A 24,887-nucleotide genomic window follows, 5' to 3' on the forward strand; every position below is an offset into this window, starting at 1 on the left:
GTCAACACTTGCAACTTTAGAGGATGAAGGGAACTGCGTAGACTCCTACGGAAAACGGGCGTGCCGAGACCCCAGAAGCGAACTGTGCTGAGGAGGCTCGGCCGAACGTCCGTGGAAAGCGGAGCAGTTCCCTTCACCCTCGGGCAAAGACTCAGGTGACAGAGCATATGCAGGATCATAGCCTATGTAAGAATAACGAAAAATCTTTGCGAGAAAAGACTTTAAAAAGAACCCTGCTTCTCCAAAAAACACACGAATATATTATTCCCACCCAACATAGACATGAAATAGTGAGACATAGCATCTTCTAAAGTGAGGTGGGAAGATGGCTGTTATTCCTTATAACGAGAAGGAAGTGAAGCTCCTTGCTCGACTGATGAGGGCTGAAGCCGAGGGTGAAGGACAGCAAGGTATGCTGATGGTAGGGAACGTCGGGGTGAACCGGGTTCGATCGGATTGCCTTGACTTCAAGAAGTTAGTGAATCTACAGGATATGGTGTTTCAAAGTCCTGGTGGATTCGAAGCAACCCAGAAAGGTTACTTTTATCAACGGGCCAGGCAAAAGGAAATCGATTTGGCGCGGAAGACCATTAAAGGTGGCAGGTACCACCCTGCGTCTTATTCCCTTTGGTTCTTTAAACCCGCCGGCAATTGCCCTGCCAAGTGGTATAACCAGTCCAACTCGGGACGATTCAAATCCCACTGTTTCTATCAACCCACTAAAGGTGATTGCCCGAAAGTATATTAAGTTCATTCAAAGGAGGTATTCGGTTTGGCGAACCAACAATCAAACCCTTATATGCAAGGGTATAATCAATCTGCCTATAATCCTTATGGTCAGTATTACGGCGGGGGGCAAGGTCAGGGGCAATATTATCCCCAGCAGCAAGGTGGTGGGAATTATCAAATCCCTTCACCGACAAATGCTCCTGCACCATCCCAGAATGTTCCGGGCATGCTTCCGATCGAAGAATCGTATATCGAGAATATTCTCAGATTGAACAAAGGAAAAGTAGCGACGGTGTATGCGACTTTTGAAAACAATAAGGAGTGGAATGCCAAAGTATTTAAAGGAATCATTGAAGCCGCTGGCCGGGATCATCTTATCCTGAGCGATCCACAAACCGGGACACGGTACCTCATTCCGATGATTTACTTAGATTACATTACATTCGATGAAGAAATTGAATATGAGTACCCCTATGGTGCAGGCGGTTCGATGCAAGGATACTCCCAACGATAAAAAAATACCCTGTAAGGAAATCAACTTCCTTACAGGGTATTTTCATGTTTATAAGGTCTTTGCCGCAAAAATAATGAGAAGGATCCAGGCTGCGAGGAAGCTGACTCCACCAAGTGGTGTAATCGCCCCTAGCACTTTAACGCCTGAGATACTCAATACGTAAAGGCTTCCCGAGAAGAGAATCGTTCCGATCAGCATCAGCCACCCTGACCAGGAAAGCAGGGATGTAGGGGTGACATTTCCCATCAGAACCCCGACAATGATGATTCCGATGGCATGGAACATTTGATAAAGAACCCCGGTATTCCATATATCAATGTATTTCTCTGAAATCTTTCCTTGTAATGCGTGGGCACCGAACGCTCCTAACGCAACGGATAAAAAGGCGTTGATGGCTCCGATAATGATAAATGTTTTCATGATGATCCTCCTAGACTAAAAGTCAAATAGTGAATTGCCGTTGGCCCCATCGTCCGTTTCAAGGGGCTCTTCTTTCTGGATGGTAACAGGCTTCTGTACCGGCTGGGATTCTTGGAAATAGGTTTGCTGGGGTTGTGAATACGTCGGTTGGGCAGAAACCCCATTGTTTTCCTCCAACAGTACTTCACATAGTGCTTTTATTGAATACACATGTTCGCGGATCTGCTGGGACTTTTCTGCAGACTTCACTTTCCCGAGTTCATGTTCGATTTTTTTGATTAATGATTGATGTGGGATATTCACGCTTGTTGACTCCTTCCACAAGATCTTTCATACAGTATGTACGTCTTTATCCTAATTCTTATTGAAGGATTTCGCAAATATCATCTTTGTTTCGGCTTGAATTTCATACAGGGACTTCCCGAGGATTGAAACACCACCTGTGAAGGCATGGCTTTCGATTTAAAGCCGTACCCTTTGCAACCTCTGGGATGTGCCTGCTCCCACGTCGTATAAAAATAGTGACACTGGAAGCAATTGATCCTACCTTCCTTTTTCACACAGCTTTCCTCCCCGGAGTGTTTCACGTGAAACATCGCTACTTTATACACCAGTCGATCTCAGCCATCCCTTGTTCACGCAGAAACCCGTTCGCTTTGGAATACGGTTTGCTCCCGAAGAATCCCCTGTGAGCTGATAACGGACTTGGATGTGGCGCCGTCACGATGTAATGCCTGGATGAATCGATGAGGGACTGCTTCGCCTGTGCCGGTTTCCCCCACAGCATAAACACCATCGGCTTGTCCCGTTCATTCAAAATAGAAATGACGCGATCGGTGAACTGTTCCCACCCCTTCCCTCTGTGGGAGTGGGCCTTGCCATCCTGTACAGTCAGCACTGTATTCAATAAAAGGACGCCCTGTTCCGCCCATTTTACGAGTGAACCATGAGCGGGAACCGTACAGCCCATATCCTCATGAAGCTCCTTATACATGTTCCGCAATGATGGAGGGATCTTCATCCCCTTTTTCACAGAGAAGCTTAACCCCTCTGCCTGATTCGGTCCATGGTATGGATCTTGTCCCAATAAGACGACCTTCACGTCCTCATAGGCTGTGTAGTGAAAAGCGTTGAAGATATCGTGCATGGGAGGATATGTGGTGTTCGTTCCATATTCCCGTTTCAGCCATTCTCTTAAGTTTCGGTAGTATTCCTTGTGGAGTTCATCCTTTAGGACATGGTCCCAATCATTTTGAAAAATTGCTGACACGAACAGACACCCTTTCTAGTTTTGAAACTTAATCTTAATGTCGTAACCTAATTGTTCAAAGAAACCCTTTAATGATTTTTCAGCGTTTTTCTCAGCAGCTTGAAGGATGCCCTGTTCGATGGCTTCCTGACTGATTTGATCCTTTGCCACTTCTGCTAGGGCAAATCCTTCATTCCAATCCACATCGTTTCGAAAAATCCCTTCTACAGAAAACGTCTTAATGTTGTCTGTATCAATGGACGGCTCCTGAAGGATCTCAGCATGTGGAAGGGTAAGCTCGATTTCCTTCTTCTCTTCATTCACTACTATATCCCCGTCATTGATACCTTGTAAATCCACCCCTGCGAGGACCGTTCCGGGTACGACCATCAGAAGCTTCCGTTTTGTCCCTGGGATATCCGCATTGATTTCCTTCCCGAACAGTTGATTATCTTCCTGCTCGATCACGGCTTTCACAAACCCCTGGGCTGTAGCCAATGAGCTCATCTCCTGAATCCGTTCGACAAACGACCCCTTCTCTTCTGTAAACGTAGAACCCGATAACCATGAATAGATCCCTATCGCATACCCTCCGGCCAATAGTGCTAGGACCAGGAGGATCAGCGCCGCTCTCCTCTTCCAGATGATCATAAGCGATCTGGTCACCCCCATACGCCTTCTGCTTCTATTGTCATATGCCAAGGAGGCACCTGTTTCTCTTTCAGTTGCTTTCAAATCCGCCAGAATCGCTTCCATCTCTTGTATTTTTTTGTATTGACTTGTCAAATTTTCCACCATCCTCCCTTCTATTATAGGAAATAATGTAGAATCTTGGAAACAATTATTCTATCTAAATTGCTTCTATATTATGGAAAGTTTGATTTTGACAAAACCGGGAAAAGAAGGGTCAAGACATAAAAATTGGAGGGAATGAACATGTATAAAGTACAAACAGCCGAGAATGTGGTAGAGGCAAAAAGAGAAATTGAAGTGTTCACAAATGAAGGCTACTCCAAAGATGACATCTATGTGTTTGCACATGACAAACACCGCTCCAAACATATCACAGAGGCAACCGACACAGAATCCACTGGTGTGAAAGAACAGGGGATCATTGAATCCATGGGGAACCTCTTCAATAGCCGCGGAGATGAATTGCGTTCGAAAATGAAGTCCGTTGGGTTGAACCAGGCTGAGGCAGATGCCTATGAAGAGGAACTCGATAAAGGGAAACTCGTGATCGTCGCTTCCAAAGAAGCAACCGATAATGATGCGAAGCCATTCTAGGTTAACGATTAATCATGTCACACAACAAGAGGCGTCAATAGACGTCTTTTTTTTATTGAAATGCCTGCCAAAAGAATTTGTATTTACCCGTCACTTATTATATTCTTTAGTCAGACTTTTACACTGAGAACGAGCTATTTTCATAGGAGGAATGCAACCATGACATTGAAAAAAACACTGACGATCGCCGGTTCCGATACAAGCGGGGGCGCAGGGATCCAAGCCGATCTTAAAACCTTCCAGGAACACGGCGTATATGGGATGACGGCCCTCACCACTGTCGTGACGATGGACCCGAACAATCACTGGCACCACAACGTTCATCCCCTATCCATCGATACATTAGAAGCACAATTGGAAACGGTCCTGTCTGTCGGGATTGATGCCATGAAGACCGGGATGCTTGGCACCGTTGAAATCATCGAGCTTGCAGCGAAAAAAATCGATGCATTTGGACTCGATAAAGTGGTCATCGACCCTGTTATGGTATGTAAAGGAGAAGATGAGGTCCTTCATCCTGAAACAACTGACGCCATGAGAGAACATCTGTTACAGCGTGCCACCGTTGTAACTCCTAACCTGTTCGAAGCGGGTCAGCTTGCCCAGACAGTCCCGATCAAAACCATCGACGATATGAAGGAAGCAGCGAAGAAGATCCACGACCTTGGCGCAAAAAACGTCGTCATCAAAGGCGGGAAACAATTACGTCACGATAAAGCTCTCGATTTATTCTATGACGGAAACGAATTCACTCTTCTTGAAGAAGAAAAAGTAGAAACGTCGTATAACCACGGTGCAGGATGTACCTTCGCAGCAGCCATCACAGCGAACCTTGCAAACGGACAAGACGTGAAGGAAGCAGTTCAGAACGCCAAGTCCTTCGTCACATCCGCCATCAAACACGGCTTCAAACTGAACGAATACGTTGGACCCGTTATGCACGGAGCTTACAACCGATTCGAAAAATAATGCCCATACCGGTGCCAGGCGCGAAACAGCCATTTCGTGTCTGGCCCTTTTTTTGAGGGACGGACCTTATCTTGAGGCCAATCTTCCATCAAATCACCCTTCCACCATCCCCAATCATACTTTTCGCAATCACTCATGAATTTTAGTAAGATAGTACATAATGGTTATGAGTCTTTTCTGTATTTAAGGAGGAAAAAGAATGGAACCAATTAAGATTGCCGATGTCCAGGGCATCATCACCCAGCTTGCACGGCAGGACGTTTATATACATTTAGAAACCACCAATGGAGCCTATGCCTCCCACTTTAATGAAGGCTTCTTCTCAGCCGGAGCGTACATCCGCAATGCGAAAGTCAACTATGAGCACGGAAAGATCATCGGGGACGGACCTTACCGTGTTGGCCTGAAGATTGAGCTCGGATGGATTTATGCCGAAGGACTGACACATTATGAGCTTGATGAACACGGACGCCTGCTGCTTGCCGGTCATGGCGGGGACGGGAAACTAGCCGTCGCCCTTGAAATCAGTCCGACACCTTTTAACTAACTTGAACTCATATATAAAGGAGAGGTCACTAATGGAAAAAGAAAGACAGGTACTGGTCATCTTCCCTCATCCAGATGACGAGGCATTCGGTGTATCCGGGACGATATCCACGCACGTGAACAATGGAACGCCCGTCACGTATGCATGCCTCACGTTAGGTGAAATGGGGAGAAACTTAGGAAATCCGCCCTTCGCGACCCGGGAATCGCTTCCTTTAATCCGGAAGAAAGAACTGCAGAAAGCAGCCAATGTGATGGGGATCAAGGATCTCCGCATGATGGGATACCGTGATAAGACTCTAGAATTTGAAAACGATGAAAAGCTTTCAAATATGGTGACGGAGCTGATCGAAGAACTAAATCCGTCCCTCATCATCACATTCTACCCGGACTACTCCGTCCATCCGGATCATGAAGCAACCGCAAGAGCTGTCGTACGTGCCGTCCGTCGCCTACCGAAGGAATCAAGACCAAAGCTCCACTGCCTTGCATTTTCGAAGAACTGTGAAGAAGATCTAGGCAAACCAGATATACTTGTTGACATCACCCCGGTCAAAGACCAGAAAATCGGTGCCATGAAGGCCCATATTTCCCAAACCGCCTGGATGCTGAAAGACCTTGAAAAAGGCATTCAGCAGAATGATCCTGAAGCGATGAAATGGGTGACGGTCGAACGATTCTGGAGTTATCAATGGGAAAATGACAACGTAAAATAAATCGTTTCAAAAGAGTTTGAGCCTTTGCTCAAGCTCTTTTTTTAATGGTGTTCTTCTATATTTGTATATCAGGAATATATATGAATTAGAAAATGAGTGATTACTCACTTTACAAATCAACTTACAACCTTTATATTAATAAGTGAGTAATCACTCATTATTTTCGAAAGGTGTGATTCATGTGGATTCCATCCTCCAACTTGATGATTTGTCAAAATCATTCGGCTCGCAGGACGTACTTAAAAACGTTTCCCTCAACATTCCAAAAGGAAAGATTTATGGTTTATTAGGTCCTTCCGGTTCTGGGAAAACGACGTTAATCAAATTGATGATCGGTCTTGAAACGCCGTCATCCGGCAGTGTCACCTATAAAGGAAACAAGCTGAAAGCGAAAGAGCTGTACCCATTCATCGGATATATGGCTCAATCCGATGCATTATACGATGAGCTGACAGCAAAAGAAAATCTGTCATTCATGGCTTCCCTTTACGGATTAAAGAAGGGCGAACGAAAAAAGCAAATCGAGAAGGTGATGACGACCGTCGACCTGTTGGACCACCTCAATAAGCCGGTGCATCAATATTCAGGTGGGATGAAACGAAGACTTTCCCTTGCCATCGCCCTTCTACATGACCCTGAAGTCTTATTTCTCGACGAACCGACTGTCGGGATCGACCCTGTGTTGAGGAAAGAGATCTGGGATAGCTTTCACTCTCTCAAAGAAGAGGGCAGGACGCTGATCATTACGACCCATGTCATGGACGAAGCTGAAAGATGCGACCAACTGGGACTCCTGCAGCACGGGAAGATCATTTCAAGCGATACACCCGCTGCGATTAAAGAAAACTACGGGGTCACATCGATTGAAGATGTATTTTTGAAAAACGGGGGTGTTTCCATTGAGAATTAGAGGATTTGTCGTTCGTATCCTTCAGCAGCTCCTACGGGATAAGCGGACATTGGCACTGATGTTTCTGGCACCGCTCTTGATTCTCAGCATGCTTTCTCTGGTATTTGACTCGGAGGATTATGAAGCCAAAGTTGCCGTTGTCGACCTTCCACAGCAGCTGGAAGCGAAGTTCGATACAAGCGACTTCGAAACCTATTCAAGTACTGATAAGGCGTTGAAGGATATAAAAAATGGCGAACTCGATGGCTATATTTCGTTCGAAGATCCCGCTTCACCTTCCATCACCATCGAAGGCAGTGACCCCACCGTCAATGGTGCCGTCATGAAGAAGATTCAAACCCTGTTCCCTTCCAGTTCACAAAATCTCTCCGATGAAGTGAACTATGTTCATGGAAGTAAGGACATGGAGATGTTCGATTCCTTTGGACCTGTTCTACTTGGTTTTTTTGTCTTCTTCTTCGTGTTTTTAATCAGTGGGGTATCTTTTTTAAGAGAAAGAACGACGGGAACATTGGAAAGGCTTCTTGCTTCCCCTATTAAAATCTGGGAAATGGTCGTCAGTTACGTGATTGGCTTCGGAATCGTGACTCTCCTCCAGGCATCCTTGATCTCGTGGTACTCGATCTATGTTCTGGATATGATGATGAAAGGCAGCTTTTTCAACGTTTTGATCATCATTGTTTCTCTATCGTTCACTGCTCTTACTCTGGGAATATTACTGTCCGCTTTTGCTAAAAATGAATTACAAATGATGCAGTTCATTCCGATTGTGGTCGTCCCGCAAATTTTCTTCTCAGGATTATTCAATCTGGATACCATTTCAGAGTGGCTTAGCTGGATCGGACCTTTCACCCCGCTCTATTATGCAGCTGACGCATTAAGGGATATTATGATACGGGGCTATGCATTCGAAGATCTGCTCTATAATCTATCGATTCTGATTGGCTTTTCTCTGCTCTTTATCGTTCTCAATGTTGCAGCGCTCCGAAAATACCGTAAAATATAGGTAAGGAATGAATGAAGTTAGGGGTTTAACCGATGTCTGAAGAAAAAAATATATTTAAACAGTTATTCGAACAGGAAGAAACATTGACGGATAAACAGCAAAAAATCGTGGAGGCCGCCATCGAGATGTTTGCGGAACAAGGCTTTGCCTCCACCTCCACTAGTCAAATCGCCAAAAAGGCCGGTGTCGCAGAAGGAACCATCTTCCGGCATTACAAAACGAAGAAGGATCTGCTTCTTTCGATTGTATCCCCTACGATGGCCAAACTGATTGCACCATTTGTCATCCGCGATCTGAATAAGGTGCTCGACGCCAAATACGACCGGTATGAAGATTTCCTGAAGGCGATGATCTTGAACCGCCAGGAATTTTTGAAAGAGAACATGACCGCATTTAAAATTTTAATACAAGAAATCCCTTTTCACCCCGAGCTGAAAGAACAGTTCAGGGAGCATATCGGAGAAAAAGTAGTTGAGAAATTCGTAAGGCTCGTGGATCACTATAAAGAAAAAGGCCAGATTATCGACCTGCCATCATCCGCTGTCGTACGGTTTTCAGCGTCCAGCATCTTTGGGTTACTGCTGGTCAGGTACCTCTTTCTGCCTGAAGCCGATTGGGATGATGAGAAAGAGATCGAGATGACGGTGAAGATGATTGTGAATGGGATTGGGAAGGGATAAAACGTGTAGGGAAGACTCCAGATGTCGATTTGGGGTCTTTTTTTCGGTTAAATACGGGGTCCTGAAAGCATTTATTTTCAATTCTCACCCTTTTATTTTCAAAAACAGGATTTTATTTTCAAAACGCCATCCTTCTGTTTTCCCCCTTCTTCCATCGGGTAAAAAACCAACTATACACCACAAGGAGGTAGGAAAATGAGTTTCCTTTTTCACGAAAGTACGTTGAACGATCAGCACATCGTCATCACTGGGGCCACCGGCGGCATTGGATATGAAACGGCGAAAGTGGCCGTTCAGGCGGGTGCCAGGGTGACAATTACAGGGCGTAATGAAGAAAAACTGAAGCAGTTGAAGGCAGAGTGCGGAGATCCAGATAAAGTCTTCCTATACAAAGCAGATCTTACAAGTAACGAAGACCGCGAACAGCTCCTATCAGCGGCAAAGGCACAGCATGGACCCATCACCGGCCTTGTGAATTCAGCCGGCATTGGCGGCGGTGATTTGGTAGAGAACGTATCAGAGGAAGATCTCCGACGTATCATGGAGCTCAACTATTTCTCCCTGGTCCAGCTCTCCCAAGCTGTTTATCACCAAATGAAGTCCGGGAAAAGAGGAGCGATCATCAATATCTCTTCCCTTTCCGGGCTGCGAGGCACCCATGGAAACAGTGCGTACAGCGGGTCTAAGTTCGCCGTGACAGGCTTCACTCAAGCTTTTGCCCATGAAGCGATTGAGCATCATGTCAGAGTAAACGCCATCTGCCCAGGATATGTGGACACAGAAATGGGACGGAACGCCATCAAATCCAAAGGGAAACGAGAAGGGAGAAGCTATGAGGAGCAATTAGAGATTGCCAAGGGAAGCATTCCTTCAGGTAGATTGACTTCACCCGTTGAAGTCGCCAACACCATCGTTTATCTATTAAGTGATGCTGCTGAAAACATTGTCGGGGAGTCGGTCAAGATTTCAGGGGGCAGCGTCATGCGATGACCCTCTAAGTAACAAAAAAAGGGCAAGGGATTTTCCATCCTTGCCCGGTTAACTGCCTTCTTGGATTTTCTTTTTGATCTCGTCGATATATTTTTGCTTTTCTTTTTCATTGTTTAACTGGTCGCTGCTTTTATCCTGGAGATATTTTTGAAGGGCCTTTTCAATCTCTTCATGTGAAGCGTCTTCCGAGATGACTCCGGTCTTTTTTAACATCTCAATGATCTTTTCATCGTTAGCCAGAACGTCCATCTTGCTTCCCGGCTGATCAGCAGGCACATCAGAGTTGACTTCAGTAGAATTTTGCTCGTTCTTCTGCTCATCTGCTCCACATCCATTTAGGAACAAAACTGTTAATATACATGCGAACACCCATTTACCACTCACATCATCGCGTCCCTTCCAAAGAAAATGAACCATTGAATACTTTATTATATAAAATACCCCCATTTCCCTGTACAAATCACAAATCTACCTGATATTGGGGAAATTAGTGCATTCATCACTTACTTGATTCTGTAATTTGTGGTTTAATAGATAGTACTATGGACCGATATTAGAGAGGACGGTTGTGGAATCACCTTCAACCTCTTCTTTATAAAGTAAAAGCCGAGAGATATTTTCTCCTCTTTTTTTTACTTTAAAATCGAACATACGTTCTATTGGTGGTGAAAAAATGGATTCATTAGTGATTGAATTTTATCGTCATTATCCTCATCTCAAACATAATAAAGCCGTTGAGTCCTTTATCAGTCAAGGAGCAAACCAGAAGTTAGTAGAAGATTTCTTACGTCACCCCAGTGCAATGAAGGAAGATCGATTAAACGAAGCTTTTAAAGCCCATTATTTTGATATCCGGTTTACCTCTTATGTCAGTTCATCCCTTTATTTTCACAGTGTGAACTTTGACAAACATATAAGAAAATATAGCGAACGCCACCCCCTGACCCTGGATAACCAAACGAATGAAGAGGGAATGTCGTTTATCGATCTTGTTCCTGATCCGTCACCGGATATTTCTCCTTTCACCAATTATTCGACCCTGGGGGAATGCTTGGAGAACGAAGAGCTGTTGAAGGCCTATAAGACGTTGACTGACAAACAGAAGCACATCCTGGATCTTGCCTATGTGCAGGAATTATCTGATACGGAAATCGCCAGAATGTTTGGCGTATCTCAACAAGCCGTTTCCAAAACCCATCGAAAAGCTTTGTGCATATTAAAAACCATTCTTGAAAAAGGAGAATCATAAACTATGGGAATACTATACGATTTAGTAAAAGAAGCAAAGTGCAACAGTGAATATGAAACGAAGGTCATCCGCACGTTCGAGCCGAAAATCAAGAAGTCGTTGTATCTCACACGGGTCGAAAACCGGGACGACCTCGAACAGGAGTTAAAGATCAGATTGATCCGGTACGTCCGGGACTATTCGCTGGAAAATGTACCAGGACTCTTTGATCTGAATGATCAATGAAAAGAGGACAAGCATCCACATAGGGTGCTTGTCTTTTTTTATAAGGCTCTTTTCGTAAAGGTTGTTTTATTCATACAGACTATAGCTTTGCGAATGCACTGTCATGTGAAGTGTGTTGGAGGGTGAAGGGCAATGAATCTCCTAGAAAAGGAGTTGGTGTAAGTAAGTTTCCCATTTTCACGGTTATACTGAAGCAGTTATGCTTGGACAGTTGATTGGAGCGGAAGGTGCTCGACTCCTGCGGGAAACGCTGGTCAGAACGAAAATCGGCGGCGGCTTGCTCAGGCCCGAAAAGCATAAGATGAATGGGCCGGGAAGGCGTATTTTGCCTTCTTGGCCCATTTAGCTTATGACCTCGAGGGCCTAGCCGCCAGAGCTGGATCTTGAGACCCCACAGGGCGAAGCCCGAGGAGGGTCACCGCCAGCCCCGCGGAAAGCGAGCACCTGGAGCGGAAATCAACTACTGCTCGCTATATCTCAAAGCAACCATAACTACGAAAACATCCTTTCATTACTGAACTTCCCCAACAATTTTCAACAAAAGGTTGTCATTCCCCCCTCCCACTCTTCTTTATACAGTGTAAGGCAAACAGAGTGAGAGAGATTGGGATGGTCTTTCTCCCTCTTCATCCCCTTTGCCTAGAACGATAAAAAGGGAGCGATGTTGAATGAATTGGACACGAACATTACGACAAGGTGATTCTGGCAGTGACGTGAAGGAGCTTCAAATCCGGGTAGCAGGCTGGGCGGCCAGTTCCCCTTCGAAAACGTATGTATCGGTGGATGGGGCATTCGGACCTGGAACAGAAGCAGCCGTCAAGCGATTTCAAAGCGCGTACAGTCTTTCAGCTGACGGAATCGCGGGACCACAGACACATAGCAAGTTGAATGCCCTTGAAGACAGCGATGGATCGACGGTCAACTTTGCATTCAGCGAATTCCACTCCAAGGACGGAAGCGGCTTCTCTGGCGGGAATGTCAGCTCGACTCAAGTGAAAGAAAATGTACGACGACTCATGTACAAGCTTGAGGCCCTTCGCAAGAAATTGGGGAATCCACCTGTTGTCATCAATTCCGGATTCAGAAGCATCACTCACAACCGAAACGTCGGCGGTGCGTCCAACAGCATGCATACGTATGGAATCGCAGCAGATGTCGATCCATCGGGAAAAACACCGACTCAAGTGGCAGAAGTCGCTAAAACATGTGGGTTTAGCGGGATTATCCTATACTCGACTTTCGTTCACAATGACAGCCGCATCGAATACCCGTATGGTGCCGGGTCGTATTACTGGGCGTAAACATAAAAAAGGGGGAAATGATATGCCAATCATCGTACTAGATCCAGGCCACGGGGGAAATGATTCCGGTGCGGCTGGAAACGGACTGCAGGAAAAAAATCTTACATTGACCATCGGGCTGAAGGTAAAGCAATTGCTGGAGGCAAACTATATCGTTGACGTGCGCTTAACAAGGACATCGGACGTGTTTGTAGAGCTTTCCGACCGTGCTGACTTCGCCAATGATCTGGGAGCCTCTTACTTCGTATCCCTTCATCACAATGCGGGTGGCGGCACCGGGTTTGAAAGCTACATCTACCCCGGGACAAGCGCTTCAGAAACAGGCAGGCGTCAGGACGTCTTGCACGTGGAAATCATGAACTTTCTCTCTGGATATGGATTAAGGGACCGCGGTCAAAAAGAAGCGAACTTTGCGGTTTTAAGAGAAACATCGATGCCTGCGATCTTACTTGAAAATCTCTTTATTGACACCGTAAATGATGCGAATCTATTAAAAGATCCGACCTTCATCACAGGACTATCAAACGCAATTGCCACTGGCATCGGGAAGGCATTGAAACTCTAGCAGAAAACTCTGATTCAAAGGAGGGGCACAAATGGATTATTCCGTATTCGTTCAATTACTTGGTAATTTCGGATTTCCCATTGCCGTTACACTCTTTCTATTAGTGAAGCTTGAGAAGAAGTTGGAGCAGCTCGAACTTGCCATTCACGCGTTATCAAAGTCTTTGAATGAAAATCGTAAATAGCTGGAGAAATCTAGTATTTTCAAACAGGCATTCAGCGCACCTCCTGCATACACCATAGTAGGAGGTGTTTTCTATTAAAAAAATCATTCTATTTTCAGATACCGGTATAGATGATGCGATTGCCTTAATCTATGCCTTGAAGAATCCCGACATCGATGTAATGGCCGTTGTCAGTGGATTCGGTAATACAGACCGTAACAAAAGCTACCGGAATGCAACCTATCTATTAAACTTATCAGGCCACGGTGAAATACCGGTCATTGCCGGGAGCACCAGGCCACTATCTGGACAAGAACCTGAGTTTTTCCCTGATATTCACGGGGTGGAAGGACTTGGCCCTCTGTCCCCGCCAGTTCCTGAAGAACGATATCGGAACAAAACCAATTTCAGCAAGCTGTTTCAGTTGATCAAGAGCAACCCCGGTGAAATCACGATTGTAAATGTAGGCAGGTGTACGTCCCTTGCCATCGCTTGGCTATTGAGTCCGGAAATTATGAACCTCGTAAAGGAAACCTATATCATGGGAGGGGCCTTTCTCGTACCAGGGAATGTCACGGAAGTAGCCGAAGCGAATTTCTATGGGGATGCAGTGGCTGCAGATATTGTGTGCAGGCTATCCCCGAATCTGACAGTCATCCCTTTGAATGTCACAAGAAAAGCCCTTCTCACACCTGCACAAGTGGATTTCATCGATTCGAAAGCAAAGACACCGTTGGATCAACTCATCAAACCGCTTCTGGACTTTTACTATGAAGCCTATCAACAGTTGGAACCGGGAATAGAAGGGACCCCTCAGCATGACCTCTCTGCCGTCATGGCTGCTGCTTGTATCGACGGGCTGTTCACCTACGATAAACGGGACATACGCGTCCAGCATGAAGAAAGCTATGCAAATGGGCTGAGCATCGCAGATTTCAGACCGGGAAGCATAAACTGCTTTGGGACAGGCTGTTCACGGATTGCTGTTGAGATCGATGAGGATATATTCCTTACAAATATGTTAGATATTTTAACTAGATGACCAAAAAAACATGAGGCCAGTATTCACATAGGCTTCATGTTTTTTATTTTTTAAAGCGTATAGGACAATCTTGGATCCGGGAAGCCTTAGAGTAAGGAGGCGATGTATACATGGATACATTCGAAGTATTATCTCTGATGCTCAGCTTTGGGATGTTTGTAATCGCGATTCTGAAATATAAAGACAATGATGAAAATAAACATTCATAAACACGCTCTTGCAGCGTGTTATTTTTTTTGCCAAAAGCCTTTCCAACAATCGATTAGGAAGGCGTTCAACACTCTATTCTTCATTCATCAGCGAATTCAAATCCACTTCATACAACTTATCATCATGTTCTCTTGGGATTCCCCGTCCATCGGTGTTGTTGGATACAAAGTACAGGGTGTCCCCTTCCACCAATACATCCCTGATACGCCCGAAACCGGTGAGCAAATCGGATACTTGTTGAGTTCCTGTATTAAATCGCTTCACGCTTTGACCGGCGAGGGACGCGAATAGTAAATCCCCTTTCCAGAAGTCTGCTCCTGACGGGGCCCATGACGGCTCTCCTGAATGGGCCAAGGGTGAAATGAGCGATTTTTCCTTTTCATCTCCGGTTATTTTCGGCCATCCATAATTGTGTCCAGCCTCGATCAGATTGATTTCATCAAACCCATTCGGACCATGTTCGGTGTCATAAAGCTCTCCATCCTGATCCCAGGCGAGGCCTTGGGGATTTCGGTGACCGTAGCTATAAACATATGAATCGTCAAAGGGATTATTGGACGGTATGCCTCCATCCAGTTTCATTCGAAGGATTTTCCCTCCCAAGTAAGTGAGATCCTGTGCCTTATCCTGTTTGGTGGCATCCCCCGTGGTCATGTAGAGCATGTGGTCGGGGCCGATTTCAAGCCTGCCTCCCTGGTGGTACTGACCGCCTGGGATACGGTCCAATATTACTTTTTCCTCGGACCACTGGTTTTCCCTCCGCTTTAGTACGACGACCCTGTTGTAAGGATCCCCTGCGTCATCATACGTGTAATAAGCAAAGGCCAGTTGATTCATTTTGAAATCTGGATGGAGCACAAACCCTAACAATCCCGCTTCTGGACGTGCAGATAAAGTCCTGGACAGATTGGTTTTTATAACAGATTTTTTCCCATCCTTTATTTCAACAATTCCTCCGGTGCGCTGTGTGATATAGATTCCATCACCAAGCTTCTGGATGGACCAGGGAATGGAGAGGTTTTGCGCGACCACTTCGCTCTCCACGCTCGGTTTTGTGACGGATCGACTTTCTTCCTGCTGCCTATCTGGCTGTCCGAATGAGCATGCACTGAGTAACAAACTTTGACTGATGATCAACACGAGCCAACTCATTTTGGGTTTCATTCTACCTGCTCCCCTTGTTCGCTTTTTTAACCAGTATGGACAACCGAAGACAATCTCATTACTTTGCCGGCTGTTGAATTACTTCTTGTATCGCCTTGGCCACACCGTCCTCTTTGTTCGTTGCCGTGATGAATGGACAGAATTCTTTCACCTGATCAAGGGCATTCCCCATGGCAACCGGTCTTCCGACGACTTTCATCATCGATAGGTCATTTAGATTATCTCCCATGGCCATGGCATTTTCCGCTGACAGTCCCTTGTCATTCAGGAGCTTCTCCAGCGCGACTCCTTTTTGGGCTTCGATACTGTTCACTTCAATATTTTCTTTACCGGAAGAGCTAATGGCGATGTCTGACAGTTTATTAAGTCGACTGTTGGCCTCTGCCAATTGCTTCTCATCAAAAGAGAAAACAAGAAATTTGTAAACAAGCTGGGATTCATCTTCGAAAAGAACACCATAATCGTCCACAAGTTTGATATGACCTTTCTCGAATCGTTCCCGTGCCGCTTGTCTTACCTGTTCTTCCGACACATTCGGGTTGGCTGTCGTGAAAATGTCAACGATCAATTCAACTCCCATGTCATAGTTTTCTGTATAGGTTCCCCTGTCTGTGTATATCTCAAAATAAATGCCGGTTTCATTCAGGACATCGGAAATTTCTTTCGCTCGTGTTGATTCAATTCCGGCCTGATAAACGATTTCTCCTTGTTTATTCCGAACCTCTGCCCCATTGGCACAAACGATATCGCATGAGATACCGGCATCCTCAATGACAAAGCGTGCTTCTTCATACGATCTGCCGGTCGCCACGACGACTTCGATTCCTTGCTGTTGTGCCTCCAGGATGGCTTGTTTATTCGCTTCACTGATTTCCTGATTTTCATTTAATAATGTACCGTCCATATCTGTCGCAATGAATGTGATCATTCGTAAACACCTTCCTGTTGTTGAATTTTCTTAATTTAGCCATTGTATCATGAAACATTTATCGTTTTATACTGAATAACCTCCTGTTGAGGAATATACTGGGTGATTTAGGGTATGAGTATAAAAAGGACGTTCGTTTATTATTTCAGGAGGTTTTTTCATGGGTAATCGTACATACTTGAACAAAGTGTTTTGGATTTCAGCTATTATTGTGTCCATCTTAGTTGTATTTGGCGCTTCTTTTCCGAAACTTTTTGCAAAGGGAGCGAATGCAGCCTTTGGTTTCACTACTTATTCGTTTGGATGGTTTTATCTTGCTGCCGTGTTTTTCTTCGTTCTGTTCCTCCTTTTCCTTATGGGGAGCAGGTATGGAAAGGTACGTCTCGGAAAGGATGATGAACGCCCCCAATACCCTTTCTTCACCTGGATTGGGATGTTATTCTCGGCAGGGTTCGGTATCGGGCTTGTCTTCTGGGGCATTGCAGAACCGATGAGTCATTTCTTTGAAACCCCGATCCCGGGTGTGGAGGCACAGACGGAAGAAGCCGCGCGTCTTGCCATGGGCTATGCCTTTTTCCACTGGGGTGTCAGTCAGTGGTCGGTCTTTACGATTGTCGGGTTGATCATTGCCTACTTTCAATTCAGGAAAGGAGAAAATGGACTCGTTTCCACTTCCCTCACTCCCATGATCGGTCAGCATAAAGGCTCAAACGGGATTAAAAATACGATTGATATCCTCGCGGTCATCGCCACGGTCATGGGTGTAGCGACTTCACTGGGACTCGGAATCCTGCAGATCAACGGCGGGCTTGGGTCCGTTTTTGGACTCGGCAGTGGTACAATGACTCAACTGGTGATTGTGTTCATCCTGCTCATCCTCTATTTAGCATCCTCCACAACAGGACTTGATAAAGGAATCAAGTGGCTCAGCAACCTCAATTTATCCCTTGCCCTGATTCTGATGCTCTTTGTCTTTATCGTCGGTCCGACGGTGTTTATCTTAAATACGTTCACCCTTGGAATCGGGGATTATATCTCCAATTTCATCCGCTACAGTCTCCGCCTGACACCTTACCAGGGAGGAACATGGGTACAGGACTGGACGATTTTCTATTGGGCTTGGGCCATCGCATGGTCTCCATTTGTCGGTGCCTTTATCGCCAGGGTCTCAAGGGGTCGGACGATCAGGGAATTTATCGTAGGGGTGCTCGTCGTTCCACCGCTGATTGCGCTTATGTGGATCGCCGTATTTGGCGGCACAGCCCTGCACCTGGACCTATTCAGCGGAACTTCGATTGCAGAAGGAGTCAATAAGGATGTCACGAGTGCCTTATTTTCAACCTATGGTGAGCTTCCCTTTACAATGGTCCTGTCCGTTTTATCCATTCTATTGATCTTTACGTTTCTCATTACTTCAGCTGATTCAGCAACGTATATATTAAGCAGTATGACGACGGAAGGAAGTTTAAATCCGCCGATGATCGTGAAGATCGTCTGGGGCGTTTTGATTGCTGCCATTGCAGCCGTGCTGCTTGTGTCGAGTGGACTGGAGGGACTACAGACCGCTTCTCTTGTTTCAGCATTGCCCTTTACGGTGATTCTGATCTTGATGTGTGTGACGTTATTCAGGCTTCTTCGGAAAGAAAAGCCCCGCTCGGTAAAGAAATAACTTTCGGCGTCTGCACTCGTTAAAAGAGTCAGGCGCTTTTTTCAATTTACAGAAATTGAAAGGGTTTTCATGTATTCCTATAGAACACTAGTAAAGGTGTACATTTATAGGAGGGGGATTAAGATGAAAGGACTTATTTCATTATCAAACAGAATCATGCAGCGTTATTTGCCCGATCCATTTTTATTTGTTGTCATCTTAACGTTGGCCGTGTTCGGTCTCGGCCTTATTTTCACGGATAGTTCTAGTCTTGAGATGGTTCAATACTGGGGGAATGGTTTCTGGAGCCTGCTTGCCTTCTCCATGCAGATGGTGCTTGTCCTTGTGACCGGGTATGTGCTCGCGAGCAGCCCATTGTTTAAGCGGTTCCTCGGTTTCCTCGCTTCCTTTGCGAAGTCTCCGGGTTCCGCCATCGTGTTTGTGACCGTCGTTTCCATGATCGCCAGCTGGATCAACTGGGGATTCGGACTTGTCATCGGGGCCCTGTTTGCAAAAGAATTGGCCAAACGGGTCAAAGGGGTCGATTACCGATTGCTGATCGCTAGCGCTTATTCAGGGTTTGTTGTCTGGCATGCAGGATTCTCCGGGTCGATTCCGTTGTCGATTGCGACAGAGGGGCACCCATTCCAAGATTTGATCGGTGTCATTTCAACGAATGAGACCATTTTTGCTACATCCACACTCATCATTGTAGCAGCACTTTTCATTATCCTTCCGATCACAAACAGAATGTTAATGCCTTCTAAAGATGAGACGATCACAGTAGACCCCGAGCTCTTTAATGAGACGGCTGTCACACTGGAAAAGGAAGCCATGACACCTGCCGATCGTTTGGAAAACAGTATGATTCTTTCCATTGTAGTTGCGGTACTCGGAATTGCGTTTTTGTTTTCTTACTTTGTTAAAAATGGGTTCGCCCTTAATTTAGATATCGTGAACTTTTTATTCTTATTTCTCGGAATCCTGTTTCACGGGACCCCGAAGCGTTTCCTTACTGCAGTACAAGAAGCGATCAAAGGGGCCAGCGGGATTGTCATTCAATTCCCTTTCTATGCCGGGATCATGGGGATGATGACTGCCTCGGGACTTGCTGTCGTCATGAGTGAAGCCTTCGTGTCGATTTCGAATGACGTGACGTTTTATTTCTTTGCCTTCCTGAGTGCAGGGATTGTCAATTTCTTTGTTCCTTCCGGCGGTGGACAATGGGCCGTTCAGGCTCCGATCATGATCGATGCCGCCCAAACCCTTGATGCTTCGGTCGCCAAGACAGCCATGGCCGTCGCATGGGGGGATGCATGGACCAACTTGATCCAGCCGTTCTGGGCCTTGCCTGCTCTCGCAATCGCGGGACTGAAGGCGAAGGATATTATGGGCTATTGTGTCATCATCCTTGTCATTAGCGGGATTGTCATTTCTCTTGGATTACTATTCTTATAATGTATGAGTGAAGGCGCCCCAAAAGGCGCCTTTTGCTCTGACCAATAAAAAGACCGGCCTCTTATGAGACCAGCCGATGTATAGGACCGTTCATTATCTTCTATGTACCTATACCTACCTAACACTTTCCCTTCTCTCAAGCTCCCCTTCTAACATCTCAATAAATTCCTCTTCCAAACCTTCTTCCTGTGCCAGTTGATAGACATTGGCCAATTGCTCTTCTGTAAGTTTTGTTAAAGATGTCATCGATTACAACTCCTGATTAACCAAGATATGAAACTTAATTACCCTCTTAAACAAAAGATAAACCTACTTTTCAACATTTTTTCCTCAATCCAGATTATTATTGAAATTTTAAAAAATTTTAGTAAAATGAAAGAAGTACTGAAAGATAGCGCTTTCTTTTTGGTGTGGATTATTTTAAACATTTTTTTATTTAATCTTTAGGTTTCACCCGATCCTCGTTTGGGAAAATCATCTTTGACATACATAATATCCCTTACTGGATCTTACTATGGACAATTTTATATGTATGCATTAGAATGAATAATGTTTCATTTTCCGTTACAACTATTTCTGAGGTGAATTTATGAATCAACAGCATCGCTTTACACTATCGAATCATTTACGATTTATCATCCCTTCCCTACTGGGAGTTTTTCTATTTATGATACCAATTCCGGGGAAAGACGGCATCACGATTCCGATTGCGGTCTTATCCGGACTTCTGCAGGACTGGATTGGAAGTTATGTACCAGCCATTATGACAGGATTGATTATTCTTACCGTCATCGGGACGTTTATCACAAAGCTAGCACACCCGGATTTCATTGAAAGATCGCCGTTTTTTTCTAGTCTCTTTGACGTAAGACCTGTTTGGGCCATCGTTCGAGTGGTAGGGGCCATCTTTGCCGTTATGACTCTATTTAAATTGGGGCCAGAGTGGGTATGGTCAGATGCAACAGGTGGCCTTTTATTAAACCCGGACGGACTGCTTACCATCCTTTTCTCTGTGTTTCTATTTGCCGGACTTTTCCTCCCGCTATTGTTGAATTTCGGTTTATTGGAATTATTCGGAGCGCTCTTAACGAAAATCATGCGTCCTGTATTCGGCCTTCCGGGTCGTTCTTCCATTGACTGTTTAGCGTCATGGCTTGGGGACGGTACGATTGGGGTATTACTGACAAGCAAACAGTATGAAGACGGGTATTATACGAAGAAGGAAGCAGCCGTGATAGGGACAACCTTCTCCGTTGTCTCCATCACCTTCTGTCTCGTTGTCATTTCACAGGTTAACCTAGGGGAATATTTCATCCCGTTCTATCTCACGGTGGCAGCTTCCGGACTTCTTGCTGCGATTGTGCTGCCGCGGATTCCGCCTTTATCCCGTAAGCCTGATACGTACTTCAACGGTCAGGAAGGCAAGGATACGATGGAAGTGATTCCTGAAGGATACAGCCGTGTCGGTTACGGATACGAGCAGGCCCTTGTTCAGGCAAAGAACAACAACAGTGCAACCAAGTTCTTCACTGATGGAATGAAAAATGTGTTGGACATGTGGATGGGCGTAGCTCCCATCGTCATGGCCATCGGTACAACGGCCCTGATTGTTGCAGAGAACACGAAGTTCTTCGAATACATCGGTATGCCACTCATTCCGATCCTGGAACTTCTTCAAATCCCGGAAGCGACGGAAGCATCACGCTCCATCCTTGTCGGTTTTGCCGATATGTTCCTGCCAGCCATCTTTGGATCTGGTATCGAGAGTGAGCTGACACGTTTTGTCATCGCTTGTTTATCCGTTACACAATTAATCTATATGTCGGAAGTTGGCGGGCTGCTCTTAGGCTCCAAGATCCCGGTTGATTTTAAGGATCTCGTCATCATCTTCCTCCAGCGTACATTCTTGACGTTACTTGTCATTGTAGCGATTGCTCATATGCTTTTTTAGTAAATAAGAAACCCAGGTTCGGAATCGAACCTGGGTTTCTTATTGTGTTTTCCACTACGATTCGAAATCCTTCTTACCTTGCATGTCACCTTTTTTCAACCTCCATGAAAATTCCTCCTTTAGGCCGCAGAGTAATTAATGGATGGCATTCTACCTTGCCATCACCGGACATTTTAAAGTTGAATCTCTGAACATATAATGCTGCAATAATCAAGGCCTCCTGAAGGGCAAAATGATTTCCGATACACACTCTCGATCCCCCTCCGAAAGGAAGATAAGTATAAGGGTGATTGCCCTCTGCACTGACTCTATTAAAGCGCTCTGGTTCAAAAAGGAATGGATCCCGGAAGTACTTTTTACTCCTATGCATAATATAAGGGGAAATGAGGACATTTTCCCCTTTCTTAATGGGGTGACCACCAATTTCAACGTCTCTTACAGTCATCCTCCCAAACATCCATACGGGTGGGTGCAGTCGTAACGTTTCCTCAAGGGCTTGGCGCGTATAAAGAAGAGCGGGAAGGTGGGAACTGGACAGTTCATTCTTCCCAACTACTCGATCCACTTCTTTATACACATTTTCTTTCACCTTTTCATTGCCTTGTAGCATATAAAAAAACCAGGAAAGCAGGTTAGCTGTCGTTTCATGACCCGCCACAAAAATGGTCATGACTTCATCTATTAATTGTTCCCTGCTCATACAATTGCCGTCTTCATCACGGGAATGGAGCAAGGCATGAAGTAAATCCTCTTTTTCTTCTGCTCTGCTTTCTCTATGTTGAATGATTTCCTCTACGACTCTCTTAAGTTCTTGAATAGAAGCCTTGTATTGTTTTAACTCTGGCATGGGCCATGATATGGGTGGCTTAAGAAAAGAGCGAATTCTCTTGGTAGCCGTCTCCAGAACCCTTTCCATATGGACGCCTATCTTCTCATGCCCTTCGTTTACATTCATATCGAACATGGTCTTCGTAATGACCGCCAATGTAACTCCCATCATATCCTTGGATATATCCCTTGGATGATTCACCTCCCAGCTTTCCATCATTTCAGTGGCTGAATCGATCATTTCACTCACGTATTTCTTGATATGACGAGGAGTAAAATACGGTTGAATGATTTTCCTCTGTTTTGTATGTACGGGAGGCTCACTCGTTACAAGTCCTTCACCGATAAGGAGAGAAAGTTCTTTGAATTGATTTGATTTTTGAAAGGACTTGGATTGGGTTACGAGTACTTCTTTAATCAATGCAGGGGTTAATAGTAAATGAACGGTACGGTTGGCGAAGCGGAATTGAACCCTTTCTTCATGTTTACTTGCCTGTTCTTCTAAAAAAAGTAGTGGATCCTTCCTGAATTTCTCTAACTGACCTAATGGATGAAGAGAATGTAGGACAGTTGCATTGGTCATACCTTTCACACTCCTTGGTCTTCTCTCATTTTTGTTATCAAAACGCTCCTTCTATCTTATTCATTCCATCTCATATTCATTAATTCCTTTCTTCTTTCTCTCCTACTTATTCGAGACAAAAAAAAGGCTGCTCCGTTAAGAAACAGCCTTGAATATTACTTATCCTCCACAGGTAAGGTAATTTCCACTTTCGTCCCCTTATTTACTTCTGAATCAATGTGAAGAGTACCTTTATGATCCTGTATGATTTTCTGGCTGATGGTGAGTCCTAGTCCCATGCCCTTTTCTTTCAGGGTAAAGAACGGCTCTCCCAGCCTCTTTAAACGATCCGGGGGAATTCCTGCTCCCTGGTCCGTGATGGTGACGTGGAGTGACCCGCTCCGAAGTTTCCAGTCGACATCGATTTCTCCTTCATCCATGGATTCTATGGCATTTTTAATGATGTTGATAAACACTTGAATGCATTGATTCTTATCGCCGAACACATGAATCGGAGAAGACGGGAGTTTGATATTCAATGTGATCCCCTTTAGTAGTGCCTCATGCCCCATTACCTTGACCACATACCGCAGCACTTCACTCATATCAAAAGGTCGGTATTCCCTCATTTGGGGCTTGGATAAAATAAGCAGCTCCCCTACGATTTGATTGATCCGGTCCATTTCGGATGACATAACGGTAAGGTAGTGATCGGATACATGCTCGTTCTCTTCCAGAAGCTGAATGAAGCCTTTAATGCTTGTGAGGGGATTTCGGATTTCATGGGCGATCCCTGCGGCCAGTTCCCCCACTACGGATAGCTTCTCTTTCCTTAACAGCATTTCTTCCGCGATCTTCTGCTGGGAAATATCCCTTCCGATGATCACCAAACCCTTTCTTTCACGATTCGAATGGAATAATGGGACTTTAATGACATCGAAGGTCTTGAACTCACCATTCGGAAGAAAGAATCCTTCTTCACAGCGTGTCACTTGTTCTGCCTTCCATGACTCTTCATCGGAATCGGTGCAATAGTCGAAAGCATCTTTAAAGAAGGGAACAAGCTCCCCGAGATCCTTATCCGTCTTACCGACATAATCAATATCCTCCAAGTTATAGAGCTCTCGCCCAAATTGATTGACCTTTAGCCAGCGCCCCTCCCCATCCTTGAAACAGACAAAATCCGGAAGGGAATGAAGAAGGGTGGATAGCTGATTTTCTTCTTCCAACAGCTTCTGATGCCTGGTCATAAATCGATTTCCTTCTTTCAAGAGAAAAAAGAGGACCGCGACAACACATATCATCAGTATAAGGACCGCAAAGAAATTCCATGGCCCATCTAGAAAGAGTACAGAGATGACTTGAAAAACGGAAAGAGCCATAAGGATTATGATTATCTTGTGAAATGTCTGTGCATTGCTTTTCATTTTCTCTATCATCTAAGTCATCAGCCCCACTCATTCTTACTTATAAATCGATTCGATCATAACGGAAAGGGTATTGTATAGTCCATATGTACCAATACCCAATTTCTATCATAAACACTCTTTGTTTCTGAATATTAAAATAACTTAATC

The 24,887-nt window shown here is 45.0% G+C and carries 30 protein-coding genes; 20 read left to right on the forward strand and 10 right to left on the reverse strand.

Annotated elements, in window-relative coordinates; all coding sequences use genetic code 11:
• The first annotated feature begins 325 nt into the window (after nucleotides 1-325).
• Nucleotides 326-748, forward strand: coding sequence for a cell wall hydrolase (locus LCL96_RS18860; RefSeq protein WP_224944074.1), 423 nt, complete (start codon nucleotides 326-328; stop codon nucleotides 746-748).
• 51 nt (nucleotides 749-799) lie between these two features.
• Nucleotides 800-1,243 (forward strand): spore coat protein GerQ, encoded by a 444-nt coding sequence (gene gerQ / locus LCL96_RS18865; protein ID WP_224944522.1) that lies wholly within the window; start codon nucleotides 800-802, stop codon nucleotides 1,241-1,243.
• A 48-nt stretch (nucleotides 1,244-1,291) separates the two neighbouring features.
• Here gerQ and LCL96_RS18870 read toward each other — a convergent pair whose 3' ends face one another.
• From LCL96_RS18870 to LCL96_RS18890, 4 genes are all read right to left on the reverse strand, one after another.
• Nucleotides 1,292-1,663 carry a DUF423 domain-containing protein gene (locus tag LCL96_RS18870; protein WP_224944076.1) on the reverse strand — a complete coding sequence of 124 codons (372 nt, stop codon included), beginning with the start codon at nucleotides 1,661-1,663 and terminating at the stop codon, nucleotides 1,292-1,294.
• Nucleotides 1,664-1,678: 15 nt separating this feature from the next.
• A complete protein-coding gene (locus LCL96_RS18875; RefSeq protein ID WP_224944078.1) occupies nucleotides 1,679-1,966 on the reverse strand; it encodes a YwdI family protein in 288 nt (95 codons plus the stop codon).
• A 295-nt stretch (nucleotides 1,967-2,261) separates the two neighbouring features.
• Nucleotides 2,262-2,933 (reverse strand): uracil-DNA glycosylase, encoded by a 672-nt coding sequence (locus tag LCL96_RS18885; RefSeq protein WP_224944082.1) that lies wholly within the window; start codon nucleotides 2,931-2,933, stop codon nucleotides 2,262-2,264.
• Between the two features lie 15 nt (nucleotides 2,934-2,948).
• A complete protein-coding gene (locus LCL96_RS18890) occupies nucleotides 2,949-3,710 on the reverse strand; it encodes a DUF4230 domain-containing protein (RefSeq protein WP_224944084.1) in 762 nt (253 codons plus the stop codon).
• Nucleotides 3,711-3,848: 138 nt separating this feature from the next.
• Between LCL96_RS18890 and LCL96_RS18895 the strand changes: the two genes are divergently transcribed.
• The 8 genes from LCL96_RS18895 (at nucleotide 3,849) to LCL96_RS18930 (ending at nucleotide 10,016) form a co-directional block, all read left to right on the forward strand.
• Nucleotides 3,849-4,199 (forward strand): general stress protein, encoded by a 351-nt coding sequence (locus LCL96_RS18895; RefSeq protein ID WP_224944087.1) that lies wholly within the window; start codon nucleotides 3,849-3,851, stop codon nucleotides 4,197-4,199.
• 159 nt (nucleotides 4,200-4,358) lie between these two features.
• A complete protein-coding gene (pdxK, locus tag LCL96_RS18900; RefSeq protein ID WP_224944090.1) occupies nucleotides 4,359-5,168 on the forward strand; it encodes a pyridoxine/pyridoxal/pyridoxamine kinase in 810 nt (269 codons plus the stop codon).
• A gap of 199 nt (nucleotides 5,169-5,367) precedes the next feature.
• The gene (locus LCL96_RS18905; RefSeq protein ID WP_219169567.1) at nucleotides 5,368-5,715 is read left to right on the forward strand and encodes a YojF family protein; all 348 of its coding nucleotides are present in this window, start codon (nucleotides 5,368-5,370) and stop codon (nucleotides 5,713-5,715) included.
• Nucleotides 5,716-5,746: 31 nt separating this feature from the next.
• A complete protein-coding gene (bshB2, locus tag LCL96_RS18910) occupies nucleotides 5,747-6,430 on the forward strand; it encodes a bacillithiol biosynthesis deacetylase BshB2 (RefSeq protein WP_224944093.1) in 684 nt (227 codons plus the stop codon).
• A gap of 181 nt (nucleotides 6,431-6,611) precedes the next feature.
• The gene (locus LCL96_RS18915; protein WP_224944097.1) at nucleotides 6,612-7,340 is read left to right on the forward strand and encodes an ABC transporter ATP-binding protein; all 729 of its coding nucleotides are present in this window, start codon (nucleotides 6,612-6,614) and stop codon (nucleotides 7,338-7,340) included.
• Entirely contained in the window at nucleotides 7,330-8,346 is a 1,017-nt protein-coding gene (locus LCL96_RS18920) for an ABC transporter permease (RefSeq protein WP_224944100.1), read from the forward strand. Before LCL96_RS18915 ends, LCL96_RS18920 begins: the two co-directional genes overlap by 11 nt.
• 32 nt (nucleotides 8,347-8,378) lie before the next feature.
• The gene (locus LCL96_RS18925) at nucleotides 8,379-9,026 is read left to right on the forward strand and encodes a TetR/AcrR family transcriptional regulator (RefSeq protein ID WP_224944102.1); all 648 of its coding nucleotides are present in this window, start codon (nucleotides 8,379-8,381) and stop codon (nucleotides 9,024-9,026) included.
• Nucleotides 9,027-9,221: 195 nt separating this feature from the next.
• Nucleotides 9,222-10,016, forward strand: a complete 795-nt coding sequence (locus LCL96_RS18930; protein ID WP_224944104.1) for an SDR family NAD(P)-dependent oxidoreductase — start codon at nucleotides 9,222-9,224, stop codon at nucleotides 10,014-10,016.
• Between the two features lie 48 nt (nucleotides 10,017-10,064).
• On the opposite strand, the gene LCL96_RS18935 is transcribed toward LCL96_RS18930, so the two are convergent.
• Nucleotides 10,065-10,400 (reverse strand): hypothetical protein, encoded by a 336-nt coding sequence (locus LCL96_RS18935; protein WP_224944106.1) that lies wholly within the window; start codon nucleotides 10,398-10,400, stop codon nucleotides 10,065-10,067.
• A gap of 289 nt (nucleotides 10,401-10,689) precedes the next feature.
• Between LCL96_RS18935 and LCL96_RS18940 the strand changes: the two genes are divergently transcribed.
• The 7 genes from LCL96_RS18940 to LCL96_RS18970 all read left to right on the forward strand — a co-directional run bounded on the left by LCL96_RS18940 (nucleotide 10,690) and on the right by LCL96_RS18970 (nucleotide 14,770).
• Entirely contained in the window at nucleotides 10,690-11,265 is a 576-nt protein-coding gene (locus tag LCL96_RS18940) for a sigma-70 family RNA polymerase sigma factor (RefSeq protein WP_224944120.1), read from the forward strand.
• A gap of 3 nt (nucleotides 11,266-11,268) precedes the next feature.
• On the forward strand, nucleotides 11,269-11,490 hold the full coding sequence (locus tag LCL96_RS18945; RefSeq protein ID WP_224944122.1) for a hypothetical protein: 222 nt from the start codon (nucleotides 11,269-11,271) through the stop codon (nucleotides 11,488-11,490).
• Nucleotides 11,491-12,158: 668 nt separating this feature from the next.
• On the forward strand, nucleotides 12,159-12,791 hold the full coding sequence (locus LCL96_RS18950) for a D-Ala-D-Ala carboxypeptidase family metallohydrolase (RefSeq protein WP_224944124.1): 633 nt from the start codon (nucleotides 12,159-12,161) through the stop codon (nucleotides 12,789-12,791).
• A 22-nt stretch (nucleotides 12,792-12,813) separates the two neighbouring features.
• On the forward strand, nucleotides 12,814-13,356 hold the full coding sequence (locus LCL96_RS18955; protein ID WP_224944126.1) for an N-acetylmuramoyl-L-alanine amidase family protein: 543 nt from the start codon (nucleotides 12,814-12,816) through the stop codon (nucleotides 13,354-13,356).
• A gap of 31 nt (nucleotides 13,357-13,387) precedes the next feature.
• On the forward strand, nucleotides 13,388-13,540 hold the full coding sequence (locus LCL96_RS18960) for a YvrJ family protein (protein ID WP_224944128.1): 153 nt from the start codon (nucleotides 13,388-13,390) through the stop codon (nucleotides 13,538-13,540).
• A 64-nt stretch (nucleotides 13,541-13,604) separates the two neighbouring features.
• Nucleotides 13,605-14,561: a nucleoside hydrolase gene (locus LCL96_RS18965; protein ID WP_224944131.1), complete on the forward strand. Its 957-nt coding sequence runs from the start codon at nucleotides 13,605-13,607 to the stop codon at nucleotides 14,559-14,561.
• Between the two features lie 110 nt (nucleotides 14,562-14,671).
• Complete coding sequence (locus LCL96_RS18970) at nucleotides 14,672-14,770, forward strand: putative holin-like toxin (RefSeq protein WP_224944134.1); 99 nt, start codon at nucleotides 14,672-14,674, stop codon at nucleotides 14,768-14,770.
• A gap of 73 nt (nucleotides 14,771-14,843) precedes the next feature.
• Here LCL96_RS18970 and LCL96_RS18975 read toward each other — a convergent pair whose 3' ends face one another.
• Complete coding sequence (locus LCL96_RS18975; protein WP_224944137.1) at nucleotides 14,844-15,935, reverse strand: PQQ-dependent sugar dehydrogenase; 1,092 nt, start codon at nucleotides 15,933-15,935, stop codon at nucleotides 14,844-14,846.
• Between the two features lie 58 nt (nucleotides 15,936-15,993).
• On the reverse strand, nucleotides 15,994-16,863 hold the full coding sequence (locus LCL96_RS18980; protein WP_224944147.1) for a Cof-type HAD-IIB family hydrolase: 870 nt from the start codon (nucleotides 16,861-16,863) through the stop codon (nucleotides 15,994-15,996).
• A gap of 160 nt (nucleotides 16,864-17,023) precedes the next feature.
• Between LCL96_RS18980 and LCL96_RS18985 the strand changes: the two genes are divergently transcribed.
• Nucleotides 17,024-18,532 carry a BCCT family transporter gene (locus tag LCL96_RS18985; protein ID WP_224944154.1) on the forward strand — a complete coding sequence of 503 codons (1,509 nt, stop codon included), beginning with the start codon at nucleotides 17,024-17,026 and terminating at the stop codon, nucleotides 18,530-18,532.
• Nucleotides 18,533-18,655: 123 nt separating this feature from the next.
• Nucleotides 18,656-19,969 (forward strand): short-chain fatty acid transporter, encoded by a 1,314-nt coding sequence (locus tag LCL96_RS18990; RefSeq protein ID WP_224944157.1) that lies wholly within the window; start codon nucleotides 18,656-18,658, stop codon nucleotides 19,967-19,969.
• Between the two features lie 114 nt (nucleotides 19,970-20,083).
• Here LCL96_RS18990 and sda read toward each other — a convergent pair whose 3' ends face one another.
• The gene (gene sda / locus LCL96_RS18995) at nucleotides 20,084-20,215 is read right to left on the reverse strand and encodes a sporulation histidine kinase inhibitor Sda (RefSeq protein ID WP_224944160.1); all 132 of its coding nucleotides are present in this window, start codon (nucleotides 20,213-20,215) and stop codon (nucleotides 20,084-20,086) included.
• 343 nt (nucleotides 20,216-20,558) lie between these two features.
• Between sda and LCL96_RS19000 the strand changes: the two genes are divergently transcribed.
• Complete coding sequence (locus tag LCL96_RS19000; protein ID WP_224944163.1) at nucleotides 20,559-21,920, forward strand: YjiH family protein; 1,362 nt, start codon at nucleotides 20,559-20,561, stop codon at nucleotides 21,918-21,920.
• An 85-nt stretch (nucleotides 21,921-22,005) separates the two neighbouring features.
• On the opposite strand, the gene LCL96_RS19005 is transcribed toward LCL96_RS19000, so the two are convergent.
• Nucleotides 22,006-23,331 (reverse strand): cytochrome P450, encoded by a 1,326-nt coding sequence (locus tag LCL96_RS19005; RefSeq protein WP_224944165.1) that lies wholly within the window; start codon nucleotides 23,329-23,331, stop codon nucleotides 22,006-22,008.
• Nucleotides 23,332-23,486: 155 nt separating this feature from the next.
• The gene (locus LCL96_RS19010; RefSeq protein WP_224944175.1) at nucleotides 23,487-24,560 is read right to left on the reverse strand and encodes an ATP-binding protein; all 1,074 of its coding nucleotides are present in this window, start codon (nucleotides 24,558-24,560) and stop codon (nucleotides 23,487-23,489) included.
• Nucleotides 24,561-24,887 lie beyond the last annotated feature (327 nt).

Origin of the sequence: Rossellomorea aquimaris (assembly GCF_020172085.1) — a bacterium.
Classification (GTDB): Bacteria; Bacillota; Bacilli; order Bacillales; family Bacillaceae_B; genus Rossellomorea; species Rossellomorea aquimaris_E.